At 39.3% G+C, this 24,214-nt stretch carries 5 protein-coding genes; 1 reads left to right on the forward strand and 4 read right to left on the reverse strand.

The window, feature by feature from the left end; genetic code table 11:
- Window positions 1-523: 523 nt before the first annotated feature.
- The 4 genes from AW17_RS14920 to AW17_RS24240 all read right to left on the reverse strand — a co-directional run bounded on the left by AW17_RS14920 (window position 524) and on the right by AW17_RS24240 (window position 23,286).
- A complete protein-coding gene (locus AW17_RS14920) occupies window positions 524-4,597 on the reverse strand; it encodes a hybrid sensor histidine kinase/response regulator transcription factor (RefSeq protein ID WP_029277757.1) in 4,074 nt (1,357 codons plus the stop codon).
- Between the two features lie 1,403 nt (window positions 4,598-6,000).
- Complete coding sequence (locus tag AW17_RS14930; protein ID WP_051691870.1) at window positions 6,001-8,148, reverse strand: OmpA family protein; 2,148 nt, start codon at window positions 8,146-8,148, stop codon at window positions 6,001-6,003.
- A gap of 9 nt (window positions 8,149-8,157) precedes the next feature.
- On the reverse strand, window positions 8,158-9,084 hold the full coding sequence (locus tag AW17_RS14935; protein ID WP_029277761.1) for a PorP/SprF family type IX secretion system membrane protein: 927 nt from the start codon (window positions 9,082-9,084) through the stop codon (window positions 8,158-8,160).
- Window positions 9,085-9,087: 3 nt separating this feature from the next.
- Window positions 9,088-23,286, reverse strand: coding sequence for a tandem-95 repeat protein (locus AW17_RS24240; RefSeq protein WP_029277763.1), 14,199 nt, complete (start codon window positions 23,284-23,286; stop codon window positions 9,088-9,090).
- A 498-nt stretch (window positions 23,287-23,784) separates the two neighbouring features.
- On the opposite strand from AW17_RS24240, the gene AW17_RS14945 reads away from it, so the two are divergent.
- Window positions 23,785-24,027 (forward strand): hypothetical protein, encoded by a 243-nt coding sequence (locus tag AW17_RS14945; protein WP_029277765.1) that lies wholly within the window; start codon window positions 23,785-23,787, stop codon window positions 24,025-24,027.
- The last annotated feature ends 187 nt before the right edge of the window (window positions 24,028-24,214 follow it).

Raw genomic sequence — 24,214 nt, forward strand, 5'->3', positions numbered from 1 at the left:
TTTGATTGTTTTAAGACAGGTGCTTGATATCGGCATCGCACTATCTCTTTCTTTTCGGGCTACTGTTCCCGAAATGGTAATTTGCCTTCTCTATCTTCGTAGTAAATTTCTCTTCATTGCAAGGTTTTTAAAATTAAAGTAAAAGCTAAGTTTAAAATTTGATCCTGTCAATTGATCAGTAATATGTTTAGCTACGGGTTATATTTGGTTGGTCAGAACCAGAAATACACCCTCAAAGATGTATTTCATGATTAAGCATAAAACAAAAGAAGCTAAACAGAGAAGGAACCTGGTGTAAAATCCTCCCTTTTAAAGAGTAAAATCTTCCTTTTTTCCGTATTTAAAAATATACATCAAGCCTAAACAGGCTTATGACGCACTTTTTTTATTAAAAAATGAATAAGAACAGAAATAAAAGAAGCGAAACTAAAAAGTCCTATTTTAATAAATACTGTCGTTTAACGCAGCAAAGCTCCTGCAGGAGTTCAGGAAACCTGACCTAATCATCCTCCGAACTTCGCGGTTACGGATTTGGGTGCAGATACTGATATGGCGTAACCCCGTAAACTTTACGGAATTCTTTACTAAAATATTTAGGGTCACTGAATCCAACCATATAAGTCACCTCCGTAGGGTTATATTCGCCTTTTTGGAGTAACACCGCTGCACGTTTAAGCCGCTGGCTTTTAACAAAATCGGTTAGAGAAACATCAGTAAGCGCGTTAAATTTTTTGTAAAGTACAGATTTGCTCATACCGATCTCCAGGGTCAGCTGCATGAGGTCGAACTCCGGATTATCGAGGTTTTTATCAACGGCAACCATAATCTTGCCCAACAATTCTTCATCTTTTGTCGATGGGTTGTTTGCTGGCTCTAAAAGGAGCTGTTTACCGAACCTGGCCTGCATAGCCGCTCTCAGGGCCAACATATTCTGTATATTGAGCTGCAAGATCTGATCACTAAAAGGTTTGGTTATGTAGGCATCAGCGCCGTTCTGAAGACCGCTTACCTGATGGATACTGGCCGCCCTTGCCGTGAGCAGAATAATGGGAATATGTGAGGTCCTATTGTCCGTTTTCAGTTTCTTACAGAGTTCGAGTCCATCCATAACAGGCATCATCACATCACTGATAATCAGGTCCGGAATGATACGAACAGCTGTATCCCAGCCTTCCATTCCGTTGGAACAGGTCACTACATCATATTTTTTATCAAGTAGCCTTTGAATAAAGTTCCTTAGCTCTTCATTATCTTCTACCAATAAAACGGTATAGGTTTTGCCAATCGGTACACCTGCCGTCTGGTTATCATCCAATACTTCGATGATAGGTCTATGGTAAGAGGAATCCTGCTCCGCCCTGGTGTTTATATTTCCGTCTAATAGAAGGTCATCGCTCAAATGAGCTCTACCTAAAGGAAGTATGACCTTAAACGAGGTTTTATAGTGCTCGGTGTCAATGGCAACAGATTCTGCATGAATGTGTCCATGATGAAGCTCTACGATACTTTTCGAGAGCGCCAGTCCAATACCTGTCCCGATTGAATAATGTCTCGACTCATTTACCTGGTAAAAATTATCAAATATCCTATCCAGGTTTTCCATATTAATGCCCTTCCCATTATTGGTAACTATAATTTCAACCTGATCGCCTGTTTCACCTTTTCTGATTAATAAATTGATCTCCCCGCCTTCATCTGAAAATTTGAATGCATTTGATAATAAATTAAAGAATACCTTTTCGAGCTGGTCCTTATCAAAATATGCGAAGATCTTGTCTTCACTGCACTCAATAGTGTAATTTATATTTTTTTGACTGGCAAGGTTTTGAAATAGCAGAAAAATGTCACCTGCAAAGTCTACGATATTCTGCTCAAAAAAATAAAGAGGTAGTTTATCAGATTCCACTTTTCTGAAATCCAATAATTCGGTAACCAGTCTGAAAAGCCTATCGGTATTACGCCTGATGTTCTGTAAAGGTTTTCTGACCGCCTCATTTTCAGAGGTAAGATCAATCAATTTTTCAATCGGACCGATGATAAGCGTTAAAGGTGTTCGGATCTCATGGGAAACATTGGTAAAAAAATCAAGTTTCGTCTGGTAGAGCGCCTGTTGTTGTTCTGCTTCCCGATGTTCGAGATAAAGTTCGCGTTCCAGTTTCTCGCGGTTCTTAAAAAACCTAAATACATAATAGGAAACAGCAAAGAGCACGACACCATAGATCAGATAGGCCCACCAGGTCAGCCACAAGGGCGGCAGGATGTTGATGATCAGTTTAGCTGGTCTTACGCTCCATAATCCGTCATTATTTGACCCGTTAACCAAGAATGTATATTGTCCGGGGCGGAGATTGGAATAGGATGCAAAAGGAACTACGTCTTCGTTCCAGTTTTTATCAAATCCTTCCAGCTTATATTTATATCGGTTTTTTTCAGGTTTAATGTAATTTAAGGCTGAAAATCCAATGGTAAATACATTTTGTTCCGATGAAAATGTTATCTCACCGGTCAGCTCAATTGCTTTTTTTAACAGGCTATCTGGCCCCTTTATCCCGATAAGCTTGTCAAAAACTTTTAGAGAAGTGAGCATCACAGCCGGTCTTGAATCATTCTCCCTGATTTCTTCAGGGTAAAAACCGACCAGTCCATTGTACCCGCCAAAAAACAGCTGTCCTGCTCTATCCTTAAAACCAGATCCGATATTGAACACATTTCCCGGAAGTCCATCCTTTGTATTGTATAATTTAAATATCTGGTGCTCTTTGTCAAATTTAATCAGCCCACGTTCGGTACTTAACCATAAAAAGCCATAATCGTCTTCCAGAAGCGACAATATGTTATCCGAGGGTAATCCATCTTTTTGGGAAAATGTCCTAAAGGCATTTTTTTTGGGGTCATAGACACTCAGTCCCCCATGGTCTGTCCCAAACCAGATCGCACCCGTTTTATCTTCATAAAAACAATTCACAACACCATTGACAAGCCCTGGGGTCTTCCCTCCGATGAAAGATTTAAAGGTATTGGTAGCACTGTTCCAAAAATGTATGTTGTTAGATCCGATCCATATATTGTGCTTTGAATCTTCATACAATACCCTGATCAGCTCATTTTTTTTGATGTTATCCGTGTAAACAAGCTTAAATCTATTAGTCCCAGGATCAAAAAGATTCAGCCCCATTGAAGTAGCGACCCAAATCCCGCCTTTATTATCCTCAACAATACAGTTTACATCATCATAGCTTAATGACATTGGATCTGCGTCAAGATGACGATAACGGATGAAATCATTTGTTTCTGGCCGAAAGAGGTTTAAGCCCCCCTGATAGTTACCCACCCATACCCTTTGCGATCTGTCCACTAAAATAGTCTTGATGACATTGGAAGATAGACTATTGGGAGACTTGTCCGCATTCTTAAATATAGTAAACCGGCCTGTTTTCCGGTTGAAGTAATTTAAACCATCATTGGTGGCTATCCATAGATTGTTGATCCTATCTTCTGCTATTGCGCTGATTACATTATTACTAATGCTGTTTTTATATTTATCATTCTGATAAACCTGGAATGGGGTGGTGATGGCATGTACCACGTCTACACCACCAAAGTAAGTACCGATCCAGATAGAACCGCAATTATCTTCATAAATATCGAATACCGAATTTTCGCCCAGGCTCACCGGATCGGAAGAATCATGCTGATAGTTTTCAAATTTCATCTTTTCGGTATCAATCAACGAAATTCCTTCCTGGGTTCCGATCCACAGTTTTCCATTTCTATCTGCCGTAATTTTCTGGATATGATTGATGCCTACTGTATTTGGAGAATTTTCCGATTGGGAATAATGCCTAAAAAATTTTCCAGTCCCCTCATAAAGATTGAGACCGTTATGTTTGGTACCGATCCACAGTCTATTTTTTTTATCTTCAGCAATTGCTGTCACCACACTGCTACTAATGCTATTGGGATCAGCTGAGTGAGCAAAAATACTGCATTGATAGCGCCCATTTAGCTTTTCAAGGCGCACCAGACCACTGGTTGTACCTATCCAGAGATTGTCCAAGTGATCCTCAAAGATTGTTAATACTTTGTACGACTTTTTTATCGGAAGTTTGAGTCTTTTGAATTTATTATGAAATTTATCGGTTGAATATAGCAGTCCACTATCGGTCCCCAGCCAGAGCGTACCCTTACGGTCGTTATAAAGGTAATTAGATCTGTCCACATCAGAAAGCACATGTATAAATGTTCCACTCTTGGGGTCATACTTATCCAGGCTATGCAGGGATCCTACCCACATCACCTTGTTGTCATCGACCGCTAAAGTGGTTATATAGTTATTCGAAACAACACTTTTCTTACTTACCGTTGTGTTTTTAAATACTTTTATATTCTGTCCATCATATCGGTTCAGTCCATATCTTGTCCCGAACCACATAAAACCCTGCGGGTCTTTGATAATTGCCAGAACTGAATTTTGGGAAAGTCCATCTTCGATGTTCAGATGGTTAAAAATATAGGGTGTCTGTGCATGGCTATAGGTCGATAAAGCGCACAACAGTAAAATGTAAAAAAAATATTTGGTCTCGTTAATTGTGAACATCTGAATTGCTCTGCCCGGGATGAGGCACTATTTGTAACAAAAATATATAAACTTTCAATAAAAATGTCACTTTTCGTTTACAATAAAAAATATAGTTTATTTAAGTGCCAAGATAAATGGTTAGAATTATCGGGGAAATAGACAGCATTTATGTTACGATAGCGCATTTCCGTAATGTAGGATAAGTATAGGCTGTAAAAGTGCCCTCCCATAAAACGGTCTACACGTGTACATCTGCCTGTTTAAACTGCTGAAAAAGCACCGGTCGATCCTTATTGCTTACTTCTTCAATTTATTCCCCGTCTTTAACCGTTTTAACGGAAAAGAATTCCTCATAGCTGAAGTTGTAAATCTAAAAAAATCTGTTTTTCTCCTAATGTGTTTATTAAAGGAAGGTTTTGCTCTTTATAAGGAAGATTTTGCCCCGTTCCAAATGCCCATTTTTGTTCTTTTGATTGAAAAAAGATTTTAGGTATAGTCTCAGGCTTCCATAAAAATATGTATTTAGGCACTCATAATTGAAGAAATTATATGGATAAAAAAATGATCATGTCTTATATGTTGACACTATCAATGAGGAAATCGGGTATGCTTATACTTCTGATCTGCAAAAGTCTTTAGCGGTAATAGCTAAGATACGGTTTGATTTAATTGAAAATCAAGAGAATATGTTCGAAGTGAATAACGACCTGATAAATGGGTTTGGATATGTTGGCAAATACATATGCCTTTATTCGATAAACGAAGATGAAACCGAATCGAGTTCAATTCTTATTGATTGTACTTTTCCTAAATGCGAAGTTGAAGATAGGTTAACTGCACTTTGTCATCCCCCCTTTGTTGAATCATGTAATCGCTAATTATCGGGATTATGGTTCAAGAATCCTATCTTCTTTGAGGAAAGATTGAATTGTCGATTTGATTATCCTTTGCACTTTAAAATGTCCCGCTATCCTCGCTGTTATTTCAATTTACCACCGGTCTGTTGAGCTAAACGGAGCGCTTAACAGAGGCTAAATTAGATGAAATTGCCAAAAAGAAATACACCATTTCTCAACTGGAGCCTCTTCTGGATGATGCTATTTTTACATTCACTAGATTATTCCTGATTTTCACTAAATCTGCCATTAATGATAAAAGAAGGCTGATTGGTTCGATGTTCCCCGAAAAATTCGATTTTGAAACCCTACAACATCGAACCGCTTTGATGAGCGCAACGTTTCAGCGTATCTTCCTGATAAACAAAAAATTAGATAGCAAAAAAATGAGGCAAAAATCTTCGAAAAAATCTTTGCCCCACTAGGGGTCAGTGACGGTGCGTAATTCGAACCATTTTGTGGACGAATTGATTGAAATCGGGGGTTTTTCGAAAACTTTGAAAGAAAGCAATCAATAATATAATATTACTTTTTCAAGAATTCTACCAGCTCCTCACATTTCAGTTCTCTAACATCCTTACCGTTTAAAATGATGAAAAACTCTGTTCTTCTATTGAGTTGTTGATTCGCTTCATCGCAGGCTACACCATCAGCACAATTATTCACTAAATGATCTTCGCCATAAGCATGAACTACAATTCTTTCTGCATCAATCCCACTGGCCATCAAGTATTGTTTTGCATTTTTAGACCTACGTTCAGATAGCTCAATATTATATGCATTTGAGGCCCTACTATCACAGAAACTAGAAGCCACCAGCTCAAATTGAGGATTTGCCTTTAAGAATAGGGCTATTTTTTTCATCAAGGGTTTAGCATCTGTTCTAATTTCAGCTTTATCAAGATCATAATATATCTTTAAATCTGCGGCAAGCCTATGGAGTTCATCACATTTGTTAGCATCAACTTTAGAAATATTCGCCAAACTTTTTAATTGAATTCGCTGTAAGATGGTGGTATCTTCATCGATATCCATTGTAGAAATCTGTTGAGAGAAAAATGCATAGCCTGGCCTAGTTATAATCAAATCTACTACCGACCTTTTAGGAAGTTCTTTAATAAACTCACCCTTATTATCTGTATAAAATGAAGTTTTAACGCCGTTATCCGACAATTGAATTTGCGCATTAGCTATTGGCTGATGGCTTAGGTTATCAGTCAAAACGCCCTGCAGCTTAATCCTATATGGCTGAAATTGAAATCCATAAATATCATCCGTTCCCAAACGGTTAGATGAAAAAAATCCTTTATACCCGCTTTCACTTCTGATGAAAGAAAAATCATCACTGGATGAATTTACCGGGGCGCCTAAGTTTAATGGAACACCGACTATTTCGGCATTACGAATAGGGATTTCAAAAATATCCAATCCACCAAGCCCTGCATGCCCTGTAGACGAGAAAAACAAAGTACTGTCATTATACAAAGTAGGAAACATTTCATCACCTTCTGTATTCACTTTATTTCCTAAGTTAACAGGCTTGCCCCATTCATCTTTAAAATTTGCTCTGGTAGAAACGTAAAGGTCAACTCCTCCTTTTCCGCCAGGCATATCTGATGAAAAAATCAATATTGTACCCGCTTTATTCACTGCGGGGTGCCCAGTTGAATATTCATCATTATTGTATGGAAATGGTTTTAGATCATCCATACTAGGTGTCGAAGCCGTAAAAATCTTAAGTTTATCAACACCTGTTTTACTTAGGTTTAGCTTGCCCTTAAAGTAATTATTTCTGGTAAAAATTAAAGAGCCATCTGGCAAAACCGTCGCTGGCCCTTCGTGATATTTTGTATTTACAAAACCACTTAGCGGACTTGCCAAACCTTCTCCAGGGAATTTCATACCTTGACTTTCACTTGCTAAGGTTTGGTTTACTGAAAAAACATTGTTATCGTTACTAGTGTTGCGTGTATCATCGTCATTAACCTTATACGTTTGTTTGGCTTTTAAAGCTGACATTACCATACTGGTATCTACAGGTTTTATACTATCTAAGTTTTTAACAACATACAAATCGGAAAATGGACTTTGGTCCCAACCGAAAATATGCTTAGAGAGATTACCTATCTTTCTATTGCTCACAAATAGCAGTCCATTCTGGTAAAACATTGGTGCATATTCTGAAGCTACTGTATTTAAATTGGTATAATAAACTTGCCAGCGTCTCTTTTCTTTCATAAAGCTGGCATTACTACTATAGGCATTTGCAAAATCCAAGGCTCTTTGATCTGCGCCTGCCATTTTTAAATATTTTTTATACCATATTTCAGCATCTTTGTACTTTTCATTGTTAGCCAAAACCTCGGCATAGCTTAAAACCCATTCTGGTTTTAAAGGCGTTGTTTTACTTAATTTTTCATACCAGATCAATGCATTTTTATAATCTTTTGTTTTTCTATAGGAATTAGCCAATAATTCTTTGACCTCTATATGATCAGGGATTGTTATTGCTGCTTTTTCTAATAAGGAAATAGTAGCGGCGTATTTCATAGCATCATATTCTTTTTTAGCTTGCTTTAAATTTACAAGTGCCGCTTTTTCAGTTTGAGCAAGGGCACCAAAAGAACCAAAGCCGAATATAAATAACGTAAAAATGTATATGAACTGTTTCATAGCGCGCAATTAAAAATAACGTGGAGAGATTGTTTTTCCTTTTTCAAAGCCAAATTCGTAGCGGAGCATTATCTCGTGGCTACCTCTATTAAAGTTCACCAATTTAGTTATGCTCTTATCATAAGAATAACCAATTCTAACCTGCGGAGTTGCCTGTATTTCCATCATTACAGCAATATCAGCTTCAGTTCTGTATTGTACGCCAAATGAAATCACATCCTTGATCCACAAATTTGCATTTAGGTCTGCTTCTATTGGTGCACCTCTTACGCCCTTAATTAATATAGAGGGTTTTAAATTTAAATCGGCATCTAATGGAAAAACATACCCAGCAGCCAAGAAAACATGTAAAGATTGACCGGTAAACACATTATTATTAGTTACCGAAAAGTTCACTAATTTATTATTTAATAATTGAGGAGATGATAAACCGACATAAAAGCGATCTGCATTATAGTAAATACCGGTACCAATTGTAGCAAGGTTTTTATTGATGTTCTCTTGAAATGCCAAATCGACTGTACTACCAGTATTGAGCATTACCGAACTAAAATCAGCCCTGTATTGGCTTATCCCTGCTTGTAAACCAAAGGAAAGCGTACCTTTTTCCATTCTTATACGATAGGCATAACTTCCAAAAACACCACTGGTTTTAGTAACCCCGATTTTATCACTAAAAACTTGCAGCCCAAACCCTATCTTCTTGTTACGAGATGGTGCATCTACAGTAAAGGTTAGTGTTTCTGGTGCACCATCTATACCAACCCATTGTTTTCTGTACAGGGCAGTGGCCGATGTTACGTTTCTACTTCCCGCATATGCAGGATTAATGGCCAATGTATTAAACATATATTGAGAGTACATTGCTTCCTGCTGGGCATTTACAAATTGGGCAGCAAACATTAAAATCAGAATAATTATGATATGCTTTTTCATCGGTTATCGTTTAATAGTAATGTTGCCCACATATTTATCTTTTCCATCTAAAATAACTATATAGAAGTAAGTGCCTTCCGGCAAATCATCTCCTCCGACGCGAATACCTTCATTGCTCCTTCCATCCCAGTCGTTTTTATAGTCTACACTGCGGTATACCCTGTTACCCCATCTGTTGAACACTTCTAACGAAATTCGTTTCCCTTCTGTATTTTCAATTACAAATTTATCATTAACACCATCACCATTAGGAGAGAAACCACCTGGAATAAATTCTTGTGGAATGGTTAAGCTAACAATTGTTGGGAATGATGGTGTCACATCTCCAGCATTAGTTGGATCAGCTTTTAAACCATCGGTAGATTGGTCTGAAGTACTTATACCACTCGTAGACATTCCTGTTGCAATGGCCGTATTACTATAGGTGTTGCTCTTCACGCTCACATTAACCATCACTTCAATGGTTTCGGTTTTACCAACTGCTAAAGTATTTCCAGCTTGCAGTAATTCAGTGTTATTATCACCATTAAATGAAGGGTTTACAATGAATGCACCGTTTGCTTTAATCGACTTCATTCTAAACACATCTGTTTTAAAAGTTGCTTTCAAGTCGTCCTTAATACTGATATTTTGAAGCGGGTCTACACCAAAATTAATTACTGTAAATAAATAAGTGATGTCATAACTGCCATTAATTGTTTTCACAGTAGCAATAGCGGCCTTAGCCAATCCAATTTTAGGTTGGTCTGCAATTACAATTGTAACCGTAGCTACATTAGATACAGCTCCAAAACTATCTTTAAAGGTGTATTTAAAACTATCGGTACCATAGAAATTAAGATTTGGTGTATAAGTTACTATTCCCGTTATCGTGTTAATACTCACTACACCATTTGCTGGTTGTTGGGTAATCACAATACTGCTATTCACGATGGTAGCCATACCATATTTAATATCATTTGATAAAATGCTTAAGGCAACTGGCGTATTAAGATTTGTTTGTCCATTATCATCAACTGCTGTTGGCGGTCTGTTTACGGCAATGCTAACATTTGCCACATTAGAAATATTACCAGCTACATCCTTAACGGTATACCTAAAGTTGTCTTCACAGAAGAACCCTACATTTGGAGTATAGGTTACCAGACCAGTTACCGCATTTACGCTAAGTGTTCCGTTAACAACTTGTTGTGTAATTACCACAGTAGCAGGATTAATGTTAGCATCACCTTTCACATCATTGGCGAGTACATTAATGGTAACCAGCGTACCTGCATTAGTTACCGCAACATCGTTAACTGCGGTAGGGTGATTAACAGGCGTTACCGTTACATTAATGGTGACTGCTACCGTTCCACCCTTACTATCACTCACCGTTACCGTAAAGCTATCGGCACCAGTGTAATTGGCATCAGGTGTATAATTATAAGTTCCGTTTGCATTAATGACTACCGTACCATTTGCTGGTGTAGTAGTAACCGTATAGGTTAACGGATCGCCATCAACATCTGTTGCGGTTATAATCCCTGTTTTAGGGGTATCTTCACTTGTAGTAATTGCAGGGGAACTTGCTACCGGAGCATCGTTTACCGGAGTTACCGTAATTAAAGTGGTTACATTTGTTGTTCCACCATTTCCATCGCTTACCCTAACAACAAAATTATCAGGTCCATTGTAATCGGCATTTGGTGTGTAAATATAAGTTCCATTTGCATTCAGAACTAGCGTTCCTTTTGTTGGCAGTATGGTTATTGTAAAGGTAAGTGGATCTCCATCAGCATCGGTAGCTGTAATTCTTCCAGTTTTAGGCGTATCTTCTAAGGTTGATACTGCAGGCGAAGTTGCAACTGGAAGATCATTAACTGAAGTAATCGTGATCGAAATGGTTATTATAGTTGTTCCACCCTTGCCATCGGATACCGTTGCGGTAAAACTATCAGTACCGTTATAATTGGCATTCGGGGTATAAGTATAAGTTCCATCGGTATTAATTACAACTGTACCATTTGTTGGCGCAATGCTTAAGGTGTAGGTTAGTGCATCTCCTTCCACATCACTAGCTGTAATTACTCCATTTTTAGGCGTATCTTCTGTGGTTGTAATTGCAGGTGAAGTGGCAATTGGAACATCATTAACCGGGTTAACGGTAACAGGGATGGTAATGAGTAATACCCCTCCTTTTCCGTCACTTGCGCTTATGTCAAAACTATCAGAGCCATTGTAATCTGCATAAGGTGCATAAGTATAATTTCCATCAGCACTTAATGTTAATATTCCATGAGTTGGAGGCGTTATTAGGGTAAACGTTAATGGGTCGTTATCTGAATCTACGGCATTAATTAATCCATTTTGAGGGGTATCTTCTGATGTATTAATTTTAATCGGTATCGCAGAAGCGGTTGGCGGATCATTTACTGCTGCAATATTGATAGATAGCGATGCTGTTGCTGTTCCACCATTACCATCGCTTACGGTATAAGAAATAATTGGAACTGCACCATTGTAATTTGTTGCCGGAATGAATGTGAAACTACCATCGGCCAAAATGCTTATTGTTCCAACGGCTACTCCACCCTGACCGGTAATAGCAACAGGAGTTGTACCTACTGCTTGAGTGCCCGCCATACCCAAAATTGTAAAACTGATGATGTTCAGCGCATCTCCATCAACCTCAATATCATTAGCCAATAATCCGTTGGCAGCATTTCTCGTCAAGGTCTCATCTTCATTATTGTTAGCCGCATCATTGGTTGCTGTTGGGGCATCATTAACTGGGTTTACCGTAAGGATTAACGTTGCCGAAGCTAGCCCACCATTACCATCGCTAATATGGTAGGTAATGGTTGGTACCGTACCATTGTAATTTTGGGCAGGGGTAAAACTATAACTACCATCATCATTAATGGTGATGAAACCTACATTTGGAATTTCAAATAGCACATCTACTGGTTGTGTTCCAACAATTCCGTTTACTGTAAAACCAGTAACCGTCATGGTTTGTCCTTCTGCATCCGTATCATTTATCAATAGTCCATTGGTCGTAGACCTGGTTATTGTACCATCTTCCAGCAATGTTGCCGCATCATTGGTGGCAACTGGTGCATCATTAATTGCATTAATGGTTAAGGTAAGTGTTGCGGTAGCCGTTAATGTGCCATCACTTAAAGTATAAACAATTATAGGTACTGCCCCACTGTAGTTTGTTGTTGGTGCAAATACATAACTTCCATCTGCATTAATGGTAATGTTACCTACATTCGGAATTACAAATGGAGTTCCGATAATTGGCGTACCTGCTACCCCGGAAACCCAATAAGCGGTAATGGTATTTGCAGGTCCGTCTATATCTGTATCATTTGCCAAAAGTCCATTTGCCGCGGCAACAGTTAAAACAGCATCTTCATCAATATTTCCGGTGTCATTATTTGCAATAGGCGCATTGTTTACAGCAGTTACATTAATTGTTAAAGTGCCCGTTTGGGTAGAGTTTGGTTGAAACTGACCATCTGTTACCGTATAAGTAATAACGGGAACCGGACCATTGAAATAAGCAACCGGAGTAAATGAATAATTTCCATCGTTACCTATGTTAATAGTACCTATGTTTGGTATTACAAATGGTGTTCCTAAAGTTGGTGTCCCTGTGCCCGGGTTTCCGGAAATTGTGTATCCTGTTATCGAAAGTGAATGACCATCAACATCACTATCGTTAGCTAAAAGTCCGTTTGAAGCTGCTTTAACCAAAGCCGGATTTGCATCTTCCAAAATCGTCTCTACCTCATTGTTAACCAAAGGTTGGTCATTAACAGGTGTAATGGTAATGTTGGCATTAACTTCGGCAAAGGCATATAATGAGCCATCAGAACCATTCCATTTAAAGCTGGTAGTCCCATTAAAGTTACTATTTGGTTCAAAAGTGAGGTTAGCTATAGCTACAGCAGTAATTTCTTGATTTATGGTAACCGCTACTCCATTTAACTTCAAGGTTCCGTTAGCAGGTAAAGTAATGATCTGAATTTTTGCCAATGGATTATTGTCTACATCGCTAAATTGAGCACTAAAGTCGGTGGTGGCAAAAGTGTAAACAGCATCTTCTAAACCAGTTACAGCAACATTTGCGATTACTGGTTCGTCATTTACTGCGTTAATTGCAATAGCTAATGTACCTGTTGCGGCGGCATTAGCTGCTCCGCTTTGATCATTTACGGTGTAGGTAATGGTTGGCACAGTGCCATTTTTGTTGGCCTCTGGCACGAAAGTATAATTACCATTTTGGTAAATGGTAATAACGCCATAATTAGGGATGGTGAAAGTTCCAGGTGTCCCGTTTACGGGAACGGTATTGCCGTTAACTTCAAAGCTGGTGATGATTAAAGTTGTTCCTGCATCAACATCGGTATCATTCGCCAATAAATTTTTGGCAATGCCTGGAGAATCTTCATCAGTAGTTTCCGTTTCTCCTGCTACAACAGGCGCATCGTTTACAGGGTTTAGGGTAATGATTAGCGTTCCTGTTGTTTCTGCTGGAGTTGCCGCAGGATTTCTTGGTATTGGATTATCTAATAAGGTGTAGGTAATGGTAGGCACACTTCCGTTGTAATTTAATGCCGGCGTAAAGGTGTAACTTCCATCGGTATTGACTACAATTTGACCAACATTTGGTATAGTTGCTGTACTACCAGCTGTATAAACTGTTGGATTTCCGGCAATACTGAAATTTTTAACACTGATTGGGTCGCCGTCTGGATCAGAATCAGGAGTGCCATCACTAATAACATTTCCGGTTGCTGCTATATCTTCATTGGTAGATTTTGTATCATTTGTGGCTATTGGCGACTGATTATCAACCGATACCGTGATAGAAAGCGTAGCTGAAGCAGACAATACACCTCCAGTTACTGTATAAGTAATTAGTGGTACAACACCGCTATAGCCCGGCAAGGCCATAAATGTTAAACTACCATTAGCGTTTATGGTAATGGTTCCCACGCCTGCGATCACTACTGGATTACCTGGTGTTTGAGTGCCACTTACACCTGCAATAGTATAACCACTAATGGTAAGTGCTTGTCCATCTACATCAATATCATTTGATAATAAGCCTGGCGCAACAAGGGTTAATTGTTCGCCCTGTTTAACACTTGCGACATCATTACCTGCAATTGGCGCATCGTTTACTGGAGTAATCGCAATGTTTACGTTTCCATCTAAATCTGCATAGGTTGTACCATCAAAGCCATTCCATTTAAACGAGGTATTTCCATTAAAATTAGCAGTTGGCACAAAAGTGATGGAAGCCAAATCGGCAACATTTATTTCTTGGTTTACCGTAATGTTAGTACCTGATAGCTTTAGATCGCCATTTGCTGGTAAACTAACTATCTTAATTTTAGTAAGCGCATCGCCTTCAGCATCTGTAAACTTGCTTGTAAAATCAGCACTTGCAAAACTGATGGTTGTATCTTCAGCTCCTGTTTTAGGAACGTCGGCAACTGTTGGCGGATCATTTACCGGAGTAATTGTAATTGTTAAATTTGCTGATGAACTTCCTCCGTTACCGTCGCTTGTGGTATAGGTAATTACAGGAACTGCGCCATTGAAATTAGCCACAGGTACAAAAGCATAACTGCCATCTGTATTAATGGTAATACTGCCTACATTTGGGATTTCGAATGGTGTGCCTAAAGGTTGTGCTCCACCAATTCCAGCTACGGTAAAACTTGCAACCGTTAAAGTTGTTCCTGCATCAACATCACTATCATTTGCCAATAATCCGTTTATAGCTGTTCTGGTTAGTGTTGCGCCTTCTAAAATTGTGACTGCCACATCTGAGGAAACCGGATTATCATTTACAGGATTAACCGTTAATGTTAAAGTTGCCGTTGTACTTGATGAACCATCTGTAACCGTATAGTTAATTACTGGAACTGAACCATTAAAGTTGGCCACAGGCGTGAAAACATATCCGCCATTTGTGGCAATATTAATCGTGCCAACATTTGGAATGGTGACTGTCGTACCTAAAGCTTGTGTACCACTAATCCCAGCTATCGTATAGCCAGTAATATTTAAAACGTTTCCATCAGCATCGGTATCATTAGCCAATAAACCGGTAGTTGGCGAAGCTACAACTGTTAATGTATTATCTTCATCAACCGCATTGGCATCATCAACCGCGACAGGTGTATCATTAACAGGGATTATTGAAATGGTTAAGGTTGCCGTAGCTACACCACCATTTCCATCACTAATGGTATATGTAATTACAGGCACTGCTCCGCTGTAATCTGCGAGCGGCGTAAATGCATAAGTACCATTGGTGTTAATCGTAATTGATCCGACCCCAGGTATTGAAAATGGTGTTCCCATTGCTGGCGTACCACTTACACCTGCAATGCTGTAACCGGTAACTGTTAGCGTTGTTCCTGCATCAACATCACTATCATTTGGTAATAAATCTGAACCTACATTTAATGTATTATCTTCTATCACTGTGGCGATATCATTGATAGCAAGTGGCGTATCGTTAACAGGGTTGATGGTTATATTAACATTATCTGGATTAACGGCATAAGTTGTACCGCCAGAACCATTCCATTTAAAGCTTGCGGTACCGTTATAATTGGCAGCGGGCACAAAAGTGATGTTACCTAAATCTGCCAATACTATTTCTTGACCAGCGGTGATATTAACTCCACTTAGTTGAAGCAAACCGTTTGAAGGGAGCGTTACGATTTGGATCTTAGCTAATGAATTGCCATCAACGTCAGTAAAATTATTGGTAAAATCTGTCGCTGTAAAACCAATGGTGGTATCTTCATTTCCAGATTTTGAGATACTTGCTACTACTGGCGGATCGTTAACTGGTGTAACAGTAATATTTACATTCGCAGCTATAGAATAACCAGTTCCGTCATTTGCATTCCATCTAAAGGAAGTGTTCCCATTAAAATTATTGCCTGGCATAAATACCAAATCAGGGATGTCAACCGCTTGAATTTCTTGTCCTGTTGTAACTACTGTGCCATTTAGCAACAAAACACCTTGTTCTGTTGGCGGCAAATTACTAACCTGGATTTTACTTAATGGATCACTTTCCGGGTCTGAATAGTTATTGGTAAAATCATTTAAGGTAAAAGTAATCTGTACATCTTCTGCGGTTGTTTTGCTAATAGAAGAAGCTGTAGGTAAATCGTTAACCGGTATTAAAGTAATGTTTACATTGTTCGACGTGGCCGCATATTCAGTTCCATCAAAACCATTCCATTTAAACGTTACCGGTCCATTGTAATTGGCAACAGGTTCAAAAGTAAGCTGATCCAAATTGGCCAATGGAATTTCCTGATTTGCCGTAACTGCTACTCCATTAAGTTTTAAAATTCCCTGCGAAAGCGGAGGGAGTGTTTCAATCAGTACCTTGGTTAGGGTCTCTCCATCCGCATCGGTAAATTGACTGCTAAAGTCTGATGCCGAGAATGTTAATATTACATCTTCAGCTCCTGTTTTGCCTATAGCTGCAACAACTGGCGGATCATTTACGGCAGCAATTGAGATATTAATATTTGCTGGTGAAGCGGCATAATCTAGCCCATCACTTCCATTATAACTAAATGACAAATTACCATTAAAATTAGCGGTTGGTTCAAATGTAATCAACGCCAAATCCGCAACAGCTATTTCCTGATCGGTTATAACATTTAAGCCATTCAATTTTAACAGGCCCTGAGCTGGTGTAGGCAAAGTAATGATCCTAACTTTCTCCAAGTCACTGTCTACATCTGAAAATTGAGCAGTAAAATCAGCAGTTGTAAATGGAACAGTTGTATCTTCTGTACCTGTTTTGTTAATGTCTGCAACAACTGGTATATCATTAACTGGCTGAATGGTTAATGTAATCGTTTTGGTATCTGTTAAAGCCGAACCGCCTGTATTGCCTTGATCATCAATAGAAACAGACATTGGAACGGTACCATTTACATTTGCGGCAGGGAGATAAGTTACTTTGCTACCCGCTATAAAATTGTTTATTGCGGTGGTACTGCCGGTAATTGTAATACGATTTGTTCCGCTGTCTGCTATTGTAATTCCGCTTTCGCTTGTTGCTGTAATTGTTCCTTTTCCATTGGGCACAGCTAAGGTTACCACTACGCTTAAATTCCCTGCATCTTGATCTGCAAAACTTAGCCCGGTCAATGGCTTTGCGGTATCTTCTACATAAGTACCACTTGCTGGCGCCGTTACCACCGGCGCAATATTATAATCTTCACGCCAGTCTCTTTCGGCAGTACCAGGTGTATCAAAGTTGGGAAACGAAGCTGGAGTTTGTCCATTGGTTGGATTGAACACATTATCATCATTGTCAAATGCATCATCCAATCCATCTTTATCGGCATCTGTTCTGGCTGCTATAATATTTGCTTGGCCATTGTTATCGGTATCATAGGCTTCTAAGGTATCGGGCTCGTTATCATTGTCCGAATCTAGATCCAAATAATCTGGTTGATCGGTACCATCGGTATTTACGGGCGTAATCCCAGTAGTTCCATAGGCATCGTCAAGTCCATCGTGGTTAGCATCTACACCAGAAGGCGCAATATAATTAGCTGATGCCTGTGCTTCAATTTGATCCGGAATACCATCGCCGTCCGAATCGAGATCTAAGAAATTTGGAATGCCATCACCATCAATATCACCAACACCTTCAACAGAATCCAATATACCATCGTTATCTGAATCGATGTCTAAATAATTTGGAATACCATCACCGTCGGCATCTTTTACGGTTAGTGGTGTACCTGATGGATCTCCGGATAAACTTCCTGTATTGTTGTTAAAATCATCAACTAAATCGTTAATTCCGTCACTATCAAAATCGTTGGTAAAACCGAGGCCTGCTTTTCCATCGCCATCAGGATCTGAGCCGCCATTTTCTATTACATCATTAATGCCATCATTATCAGAATCAAGGTCTAAGAAATCTGGAATACCATCACCATCCTTATCTCCAGGTGTATATCCGCCATTTGCAGCCAAAGGAATCCCATTTGCATCTACTTTATTTCCAACCAGGCCTATTCCTGGCAATCCATTATTGTCTGGGTCAGAACCTCCTGCTTCAATTACATCTGGAATGCCATCACCATCTGAATCAAGGTCATGGTAATTTGGCAGGCCATCTCTACCGCCGGTATCCAATATTCCATCTACCGTATCTAATATCCCATCATTGTCGTCATCTAGATCTACCCCATCTGGAACACCATCTCTATCAAAATCTGTTGATGCCCTCCAATCTTTTTCGCCACCTGGAGCTTGGGTGTTTGGCATACTTGCTGGTGTTTGTCCGCCATTTGTAGCATACTGGACTACATTTGAATTTCCATTGTCATTATCAAAAATATCTGCCAAACCATCGTTATCAGCATCTGGTAGTACATCCATTATTCCGTCGGCCCCATTTGCACCAGTCTGATTATTTTTAACATCAACTTCTAGCGGACTTACTACGGCATTTTCCAACCAATCTCTAAAGCCATCATTTTCGGAATCCGTATCTACATAATCGGGTGCGCTACCACCATCAATATTCGAATAACCGGAAGCTACACCTCCATTATTTACATCATAAGCGTTATCTATCCCATCACCATCTGTATCTAAACCAGTTGGCGCGGCATATATAGTCGTTGGTAATCCTTCAATATTATCAATGATACCATCATTATCAGAATCTATATCTAAATAATTGGAAAGACCATCGAAATCACGATCCTGATTAAACAAACTACTAATGGCCACAAAATCCGGGTCGTTTAAATCAGACAGCCCATCTTTATCAGCGTCAACTATAGGTCCAGTTCCAATAACACCATCATTCTCTGCATCCGAAATATAAAAAGCGGCTTCGAAAGTATCAGGAATGCCATCGCCATCTGAATCAAGATCCTGGTAATTTGGCTTACCATCTTTGTCCTTATCTCCTATTACCAATGCAGTTCCTCCTACTGCCGGATCCAGAGAATCTAATAATCCATTTCCATTGGTATCTATGAATGTACCTATACCAAATCTTCCATCTTTATCGGGATCATTGGCCGGATTGCCATCAGCTTCTATGGCATCTACAATTCCGTCATTGTCAGAATCTACATCCAGGTAATTAGGAACACCATCGTGGTCAAAATCGCCCGTTCCCTCAATGGTATCTATGATGCCATCATTGTCGTCATCAAGGTCAATTGTATCTGGCACACCATCTCTATCTGTATCTATGGTTAGGTTAGCAACATTTGAAATAACTGCCGTACAGGCATTATCAGATTGGGTGATCAATGCCCTGTACCTATAACCTTCCATTGTTTGGTCTACATTGGTAATGGTTAATGAGGTAGTTGTAGTGCCGCTATAGACTGTATTGTTGGTAATATTGGTAAAGTTTGCGCCATTATCTGTACTTAATTGCCATTGGATTTGCCGTGTTCCTGTGCCTCCGGTAGCTGCCACAACTAGCGTAACATTACTTAAAGCACGCACATTCTGATCAACCGGCTGCGTTGTAATTGTGCTTGCCGTACCTACCGTAATTACAACCGGAGTTGTTGCTGCAGATTGGCAAGTTGCCGAACCTACGGTTGAAACGGTAGTTCTACGGTATTGTCTAGTTTGAGTTAAAACACCAGGAGAATAGCTTGCTGAGTTTGCACCAGAAATCACACTCCAATTTGTACCATCGGGAGAACTTTCCCATATATAAGATAATGTTCCATCACCAGTACCATTAGTTGTTGAGGTTATTGAGGCAGCAGCTGTATTGGCACAAATAGTTTGGTTAGCGGCAATAGTGCCTGCAGTTATGGCACTTTGAACGGTTACGTCAATATTAAAGGCATTACCAGCGCAGTTATCCAATACTGGGGTAACTACATACCTTACCACCGCATTTGCGGATGAGCTGTTTGCCAATGTCTGACTTATTGGACCAGCAACTGCAGTACTTTGATTGCTGAAACCAGTAACACCTGTGCCACTTGATAGACTAGCGGTCCAGGTATATTTAAGATTCGCAATGTTAGTTGTTGGTGCTACCGAAAATGAACTATTGCTACAGATGGCAGCAGGGTTGCTGGCCGATGCCGTAATTGTAGGGCCAATAACAACAGTAATGGTAAATGCGTTTCCTGGGCAACTTCCATTGGTTGGGGTTACGGTATAAGTTACCGTTGCGGTTGTTGTTCCGGTATTTGTTAAAGTTTGATTAACCGCTGTTGCAGCCGTTCCATTTGTAGCTCCAGTAACAGTTCCGCCAGTAACTGATGGTGAAGACCAGGTATAAGTTGTTCCTGCGGGAGCCTCTACTGGTCTAAAATTAAAATTTCCACTCGCGCATAAATTATAATTTTGGTTGGTAATAACTGGCCTTTGTGTTACACTTACCAGGAATGGAGAAGATGCAGCTTCAGCACATCCGCCACCAGTAACAATTGCTCTATAGGTGGTTGTTACATTTAAATTTGTATAATTTAAGGTATTGGTGGTGGTAGCAGGTGTGTAGGTAATCCAGTTCGTTCCTCCATCAGTAGAATATTCCCATCTTACTACCGATGCTGTTGTTCCGCCTAAGATTAATGCACCATTGCTTCCGCTACAAACACTTGCCGTACCTGTAATCGTACCAGTTGAGGTAACCGTAATGGTATGCGTAGCCGTTTTGGGAGAACATCCTGCTGCAGTAGCAGTTACCACTGCAGTTCCACTAAATAATGATGAAAAAGTTACCTCACCAGTTGTTGCATTAATAATAGCTTGCTGACTGTTGGTATTGATACTGTAAGTAATCCCAGTTGCATTAGTTGCAGTTGCGGTATAGGTTTGTGTACCTGGGCCTTGGCATCTGCTAGATGTTGTTCCTAAAGCGAAAACTGGTGCAGTAACAGTCCCATTAACCTGTATGGTTCCTATGGTGCTAACATTCGGACTACCACCAGTAGTTGTTACCGTATAGGTTTGTGCTCCTGTTGTAATTGCGGTTGGTGTTCCAGAAATGGTCAATTCCTTTGTACCACTGTTATAACTTGCCGTAACCCCGCTGGGCAAGCCCGTAACGCCCGCACCGGTAGCTGTTCCGCCAATTGAATAGGTAATATTGGTAATGGGTGTATTAATACACACCGTTTGTGCATCACTTGGTGGCGATGTTGAAGACGTTAGCGCAATAGAAGTAATCGGAACAACGGTTACAGAACTTACATCATTCGCTGTATTGCCATCAGTTTGCGTACCCGTAATTGTGGCAGTATTTGTATAATTGCCAGTTGCGTTTACCTTTGCAGTAACCTCTAATGTAGCTGAACCATTTGGCCCTAGAGAACCAATATTCCATAATCCTGTACTTCCACTATAAGAAGTTCCTGCAGAAGCTACACTGCTAATGAAGGTAAATCCAGAGGGTAATAAATCGTTAACCGAGACTCCTAATGCAGTACCTACCCCACTATTTGAGGCTGTTAAGGTAAAACGAACCGTACTGTTAATTGATGGATCCTGATCATCCACAGTTTTGGTAATGCTGCGCTCTACGTTACATAGCGCTACGGTTACTGGAACCGATTGCGCGCTTATTCCGCAACCTAGATTGGAGGTTAAGGTATAGGAACCAGATTCTGTGGGTATAAAGGTACTATTTGTTGCATCTGGTATGGCAATGCCGTTTAAATACCATTGAAAAGGTTCCATTGCATTGGCATCAGCAGCTAGCGAAGCAGAAGTACAATTAGGCTGTGTTAATATTGGAGTTACAGTCTGCTCTGGCATTGGGGTTATAAAGTTGGCCATAGACACCCCGATATTGGACTGAACTTGCACCATTACAGCATTCATCCTAATTGCGCTGGTAAAAGTTATTGCACCAGGAGACTTGATAAGGTCTTTAGTGTAGCTGATCAAATAAATTCCGGTACTCCCAATCTGCTTCCTGGCGCCAACCCCATCTATGGTTTCTAAATCTTGATCGGTATAATTTGTGGTTGCGCTGCCTGTTGTCGTAATATAAATTTTTTCTGTTGCACTTTTAGTAGTGATATACCCAAAATAGTCTATATCAGTTTCATTTAGTTGACGATATTTATACGTTTTTGCGATTAAACTTCCTCCACAATCAGATATGGGAGCTAGTGTTAACAAATCAACTTCGCAACCTACTGCAACGCCACTATAAGCCACAACATTCTTAGTAGCCGAGACTCTTGAAGTAGAATAGATTGTGCCGGTTTGTCCGCTTCCAGTTGATGCCCCACGAATACCATTATCAATGGTTACAAAACTACCAGCTGCAACAAGTGTATAGGAATTTGTTGATACCAAAGCCCCTGTTAAATTATAGTTTGTTACCGTAACCATTGTATTTGGCAAGGTTGCTATAATGGTAGTTTGTTCTGCCACATTATTTCCTTGGGTTCTTATCACCAAATAATCTGTACCCAGTGAAGTAACAGGCGGGATGGGGTTATATGCGCCATCCAAACAGGCAATAGGGCCATCAGCATTAGAAGATGCGTTCATTACTACTTGTGCAGAAGCCTCTACCAAAGATCCCATTCCTGCTTGAAACAAATAACCTTGCCCCTTATTTAAAGTAACTAATGCGGTACCATTTAATTTAACGGTAGTATTGTTTTCTATAGCCATTACACTATAAACAGGTCTTTTTACTGTGGCTCCAAAATTAATTGCCTGTTGGCCACTCAATGTATTTAAATCGCCATCACGATAATAACCCACCCTAAAGGTTGTTCCAATAGCTGCATCTCCGAAACTAAACAGCGACGCATTTCCAGTTATCTGTTGCGTAGTTGATGTTCTAACATTTCTAACATTTACAGTGATTGCGTTATTTCCCTCTACAATCATCCCCCTATCTGAAAGTATGGTATTTAAACCATTTAGAGGCACAAGATCTGGATTCCCTGTAAACCGATAAACCGCAGGTACAGTAGGTGTTGGAGTAAGCGTGGTTAACACCGTGCCATCACTTTTTTTAACCGTAACGGTTGTATTTAATGTGTTAGTGGTAACTACCAATTCATTTGCATTAGACCAATATTGCCAAAATGCTGGGGCTATATAATGTGTTTTATAATTTTGACCAAATGATTTTAGGGCAAAGATTAAGAAGATAGTTAGAAAGGTGAGTAGCTTTTTTTTCATAGAGTAATTTTATGGGAGGGATTTAGCTTAAATGATGCAATAATCCATCTATTTGAATCTAAAACACCGAATTATCTACAATTAAATTGCTCAAAAAAAAAACAATGCTCGATTCCTAGCATAAGAAAAAAACGAAAAAACGACAAGCATTAACAATAATGATGTCAAAACATCGCTATTAACTAAGAATAACGTGAACAGGTATGTGAAATATCCTATTAAAGAAGGAAAAAACAACATAGCAAATGTAATCATAATAATAATCAATCCCTATATTATATGTTAAAAGTTCGTCCGATATCTATTAACATCAGCCAGATACTTGTATTGTTCGTTGAATTTCTTTATTGACTAAATAAACCTTTACTGTCAGGGGATTTTTTTGTAACTTTTTTGCAAAAATAAAAAAAAGAAAAAACAATTCTACCACCTCTAACAAAATAATATTTTAAAATTTAGTTAAGCATAATTTAGCCTAGCAATCGCAACCTATAGATTTTGGACAAATATGCAAGCGACACCGTGGGTAACAAAGAATATAAGACCTATTTAGCCAAACAACTCACCGGGAGCAACAATAAGCTTACCAGGGCAAGAGAATTGTTATTGCTTGGAGATATAGATGGCAATGATTATAAGACATTGAAGCTGGAGTGTAAAGATAATGTCGTTAGAACGGAGGCAAAATTAGATGAAATTGCCAAAAAAATACACCATTTCGCAAGTAGAACCTATTTTTGATGATGCCATTTTCACTCATAACCTGAGTTCGATAATTATTTGCTGAAAATTATATCTTATTTACGCCTAATCCCGCTTTATCGTCCTGCTGAATTTATTTCAGCATCTTTTTAGCGTGAAAGACCCTGAAATAAATTCAGGGTGACGACCGTCTTAACAGAAAACTTGATTAAAACGCCACAAAATG

This window comes from Pedobacter borealis DSM 19626 (assembly GCF_000708285.2).
GTDB classification, from domain to species: Bacteria; Bacteroidota; Bacteroidia; order Sphingobacteriales; family Sphingobacteriaceae; genus Pedobacter; species Pedobacter borealis.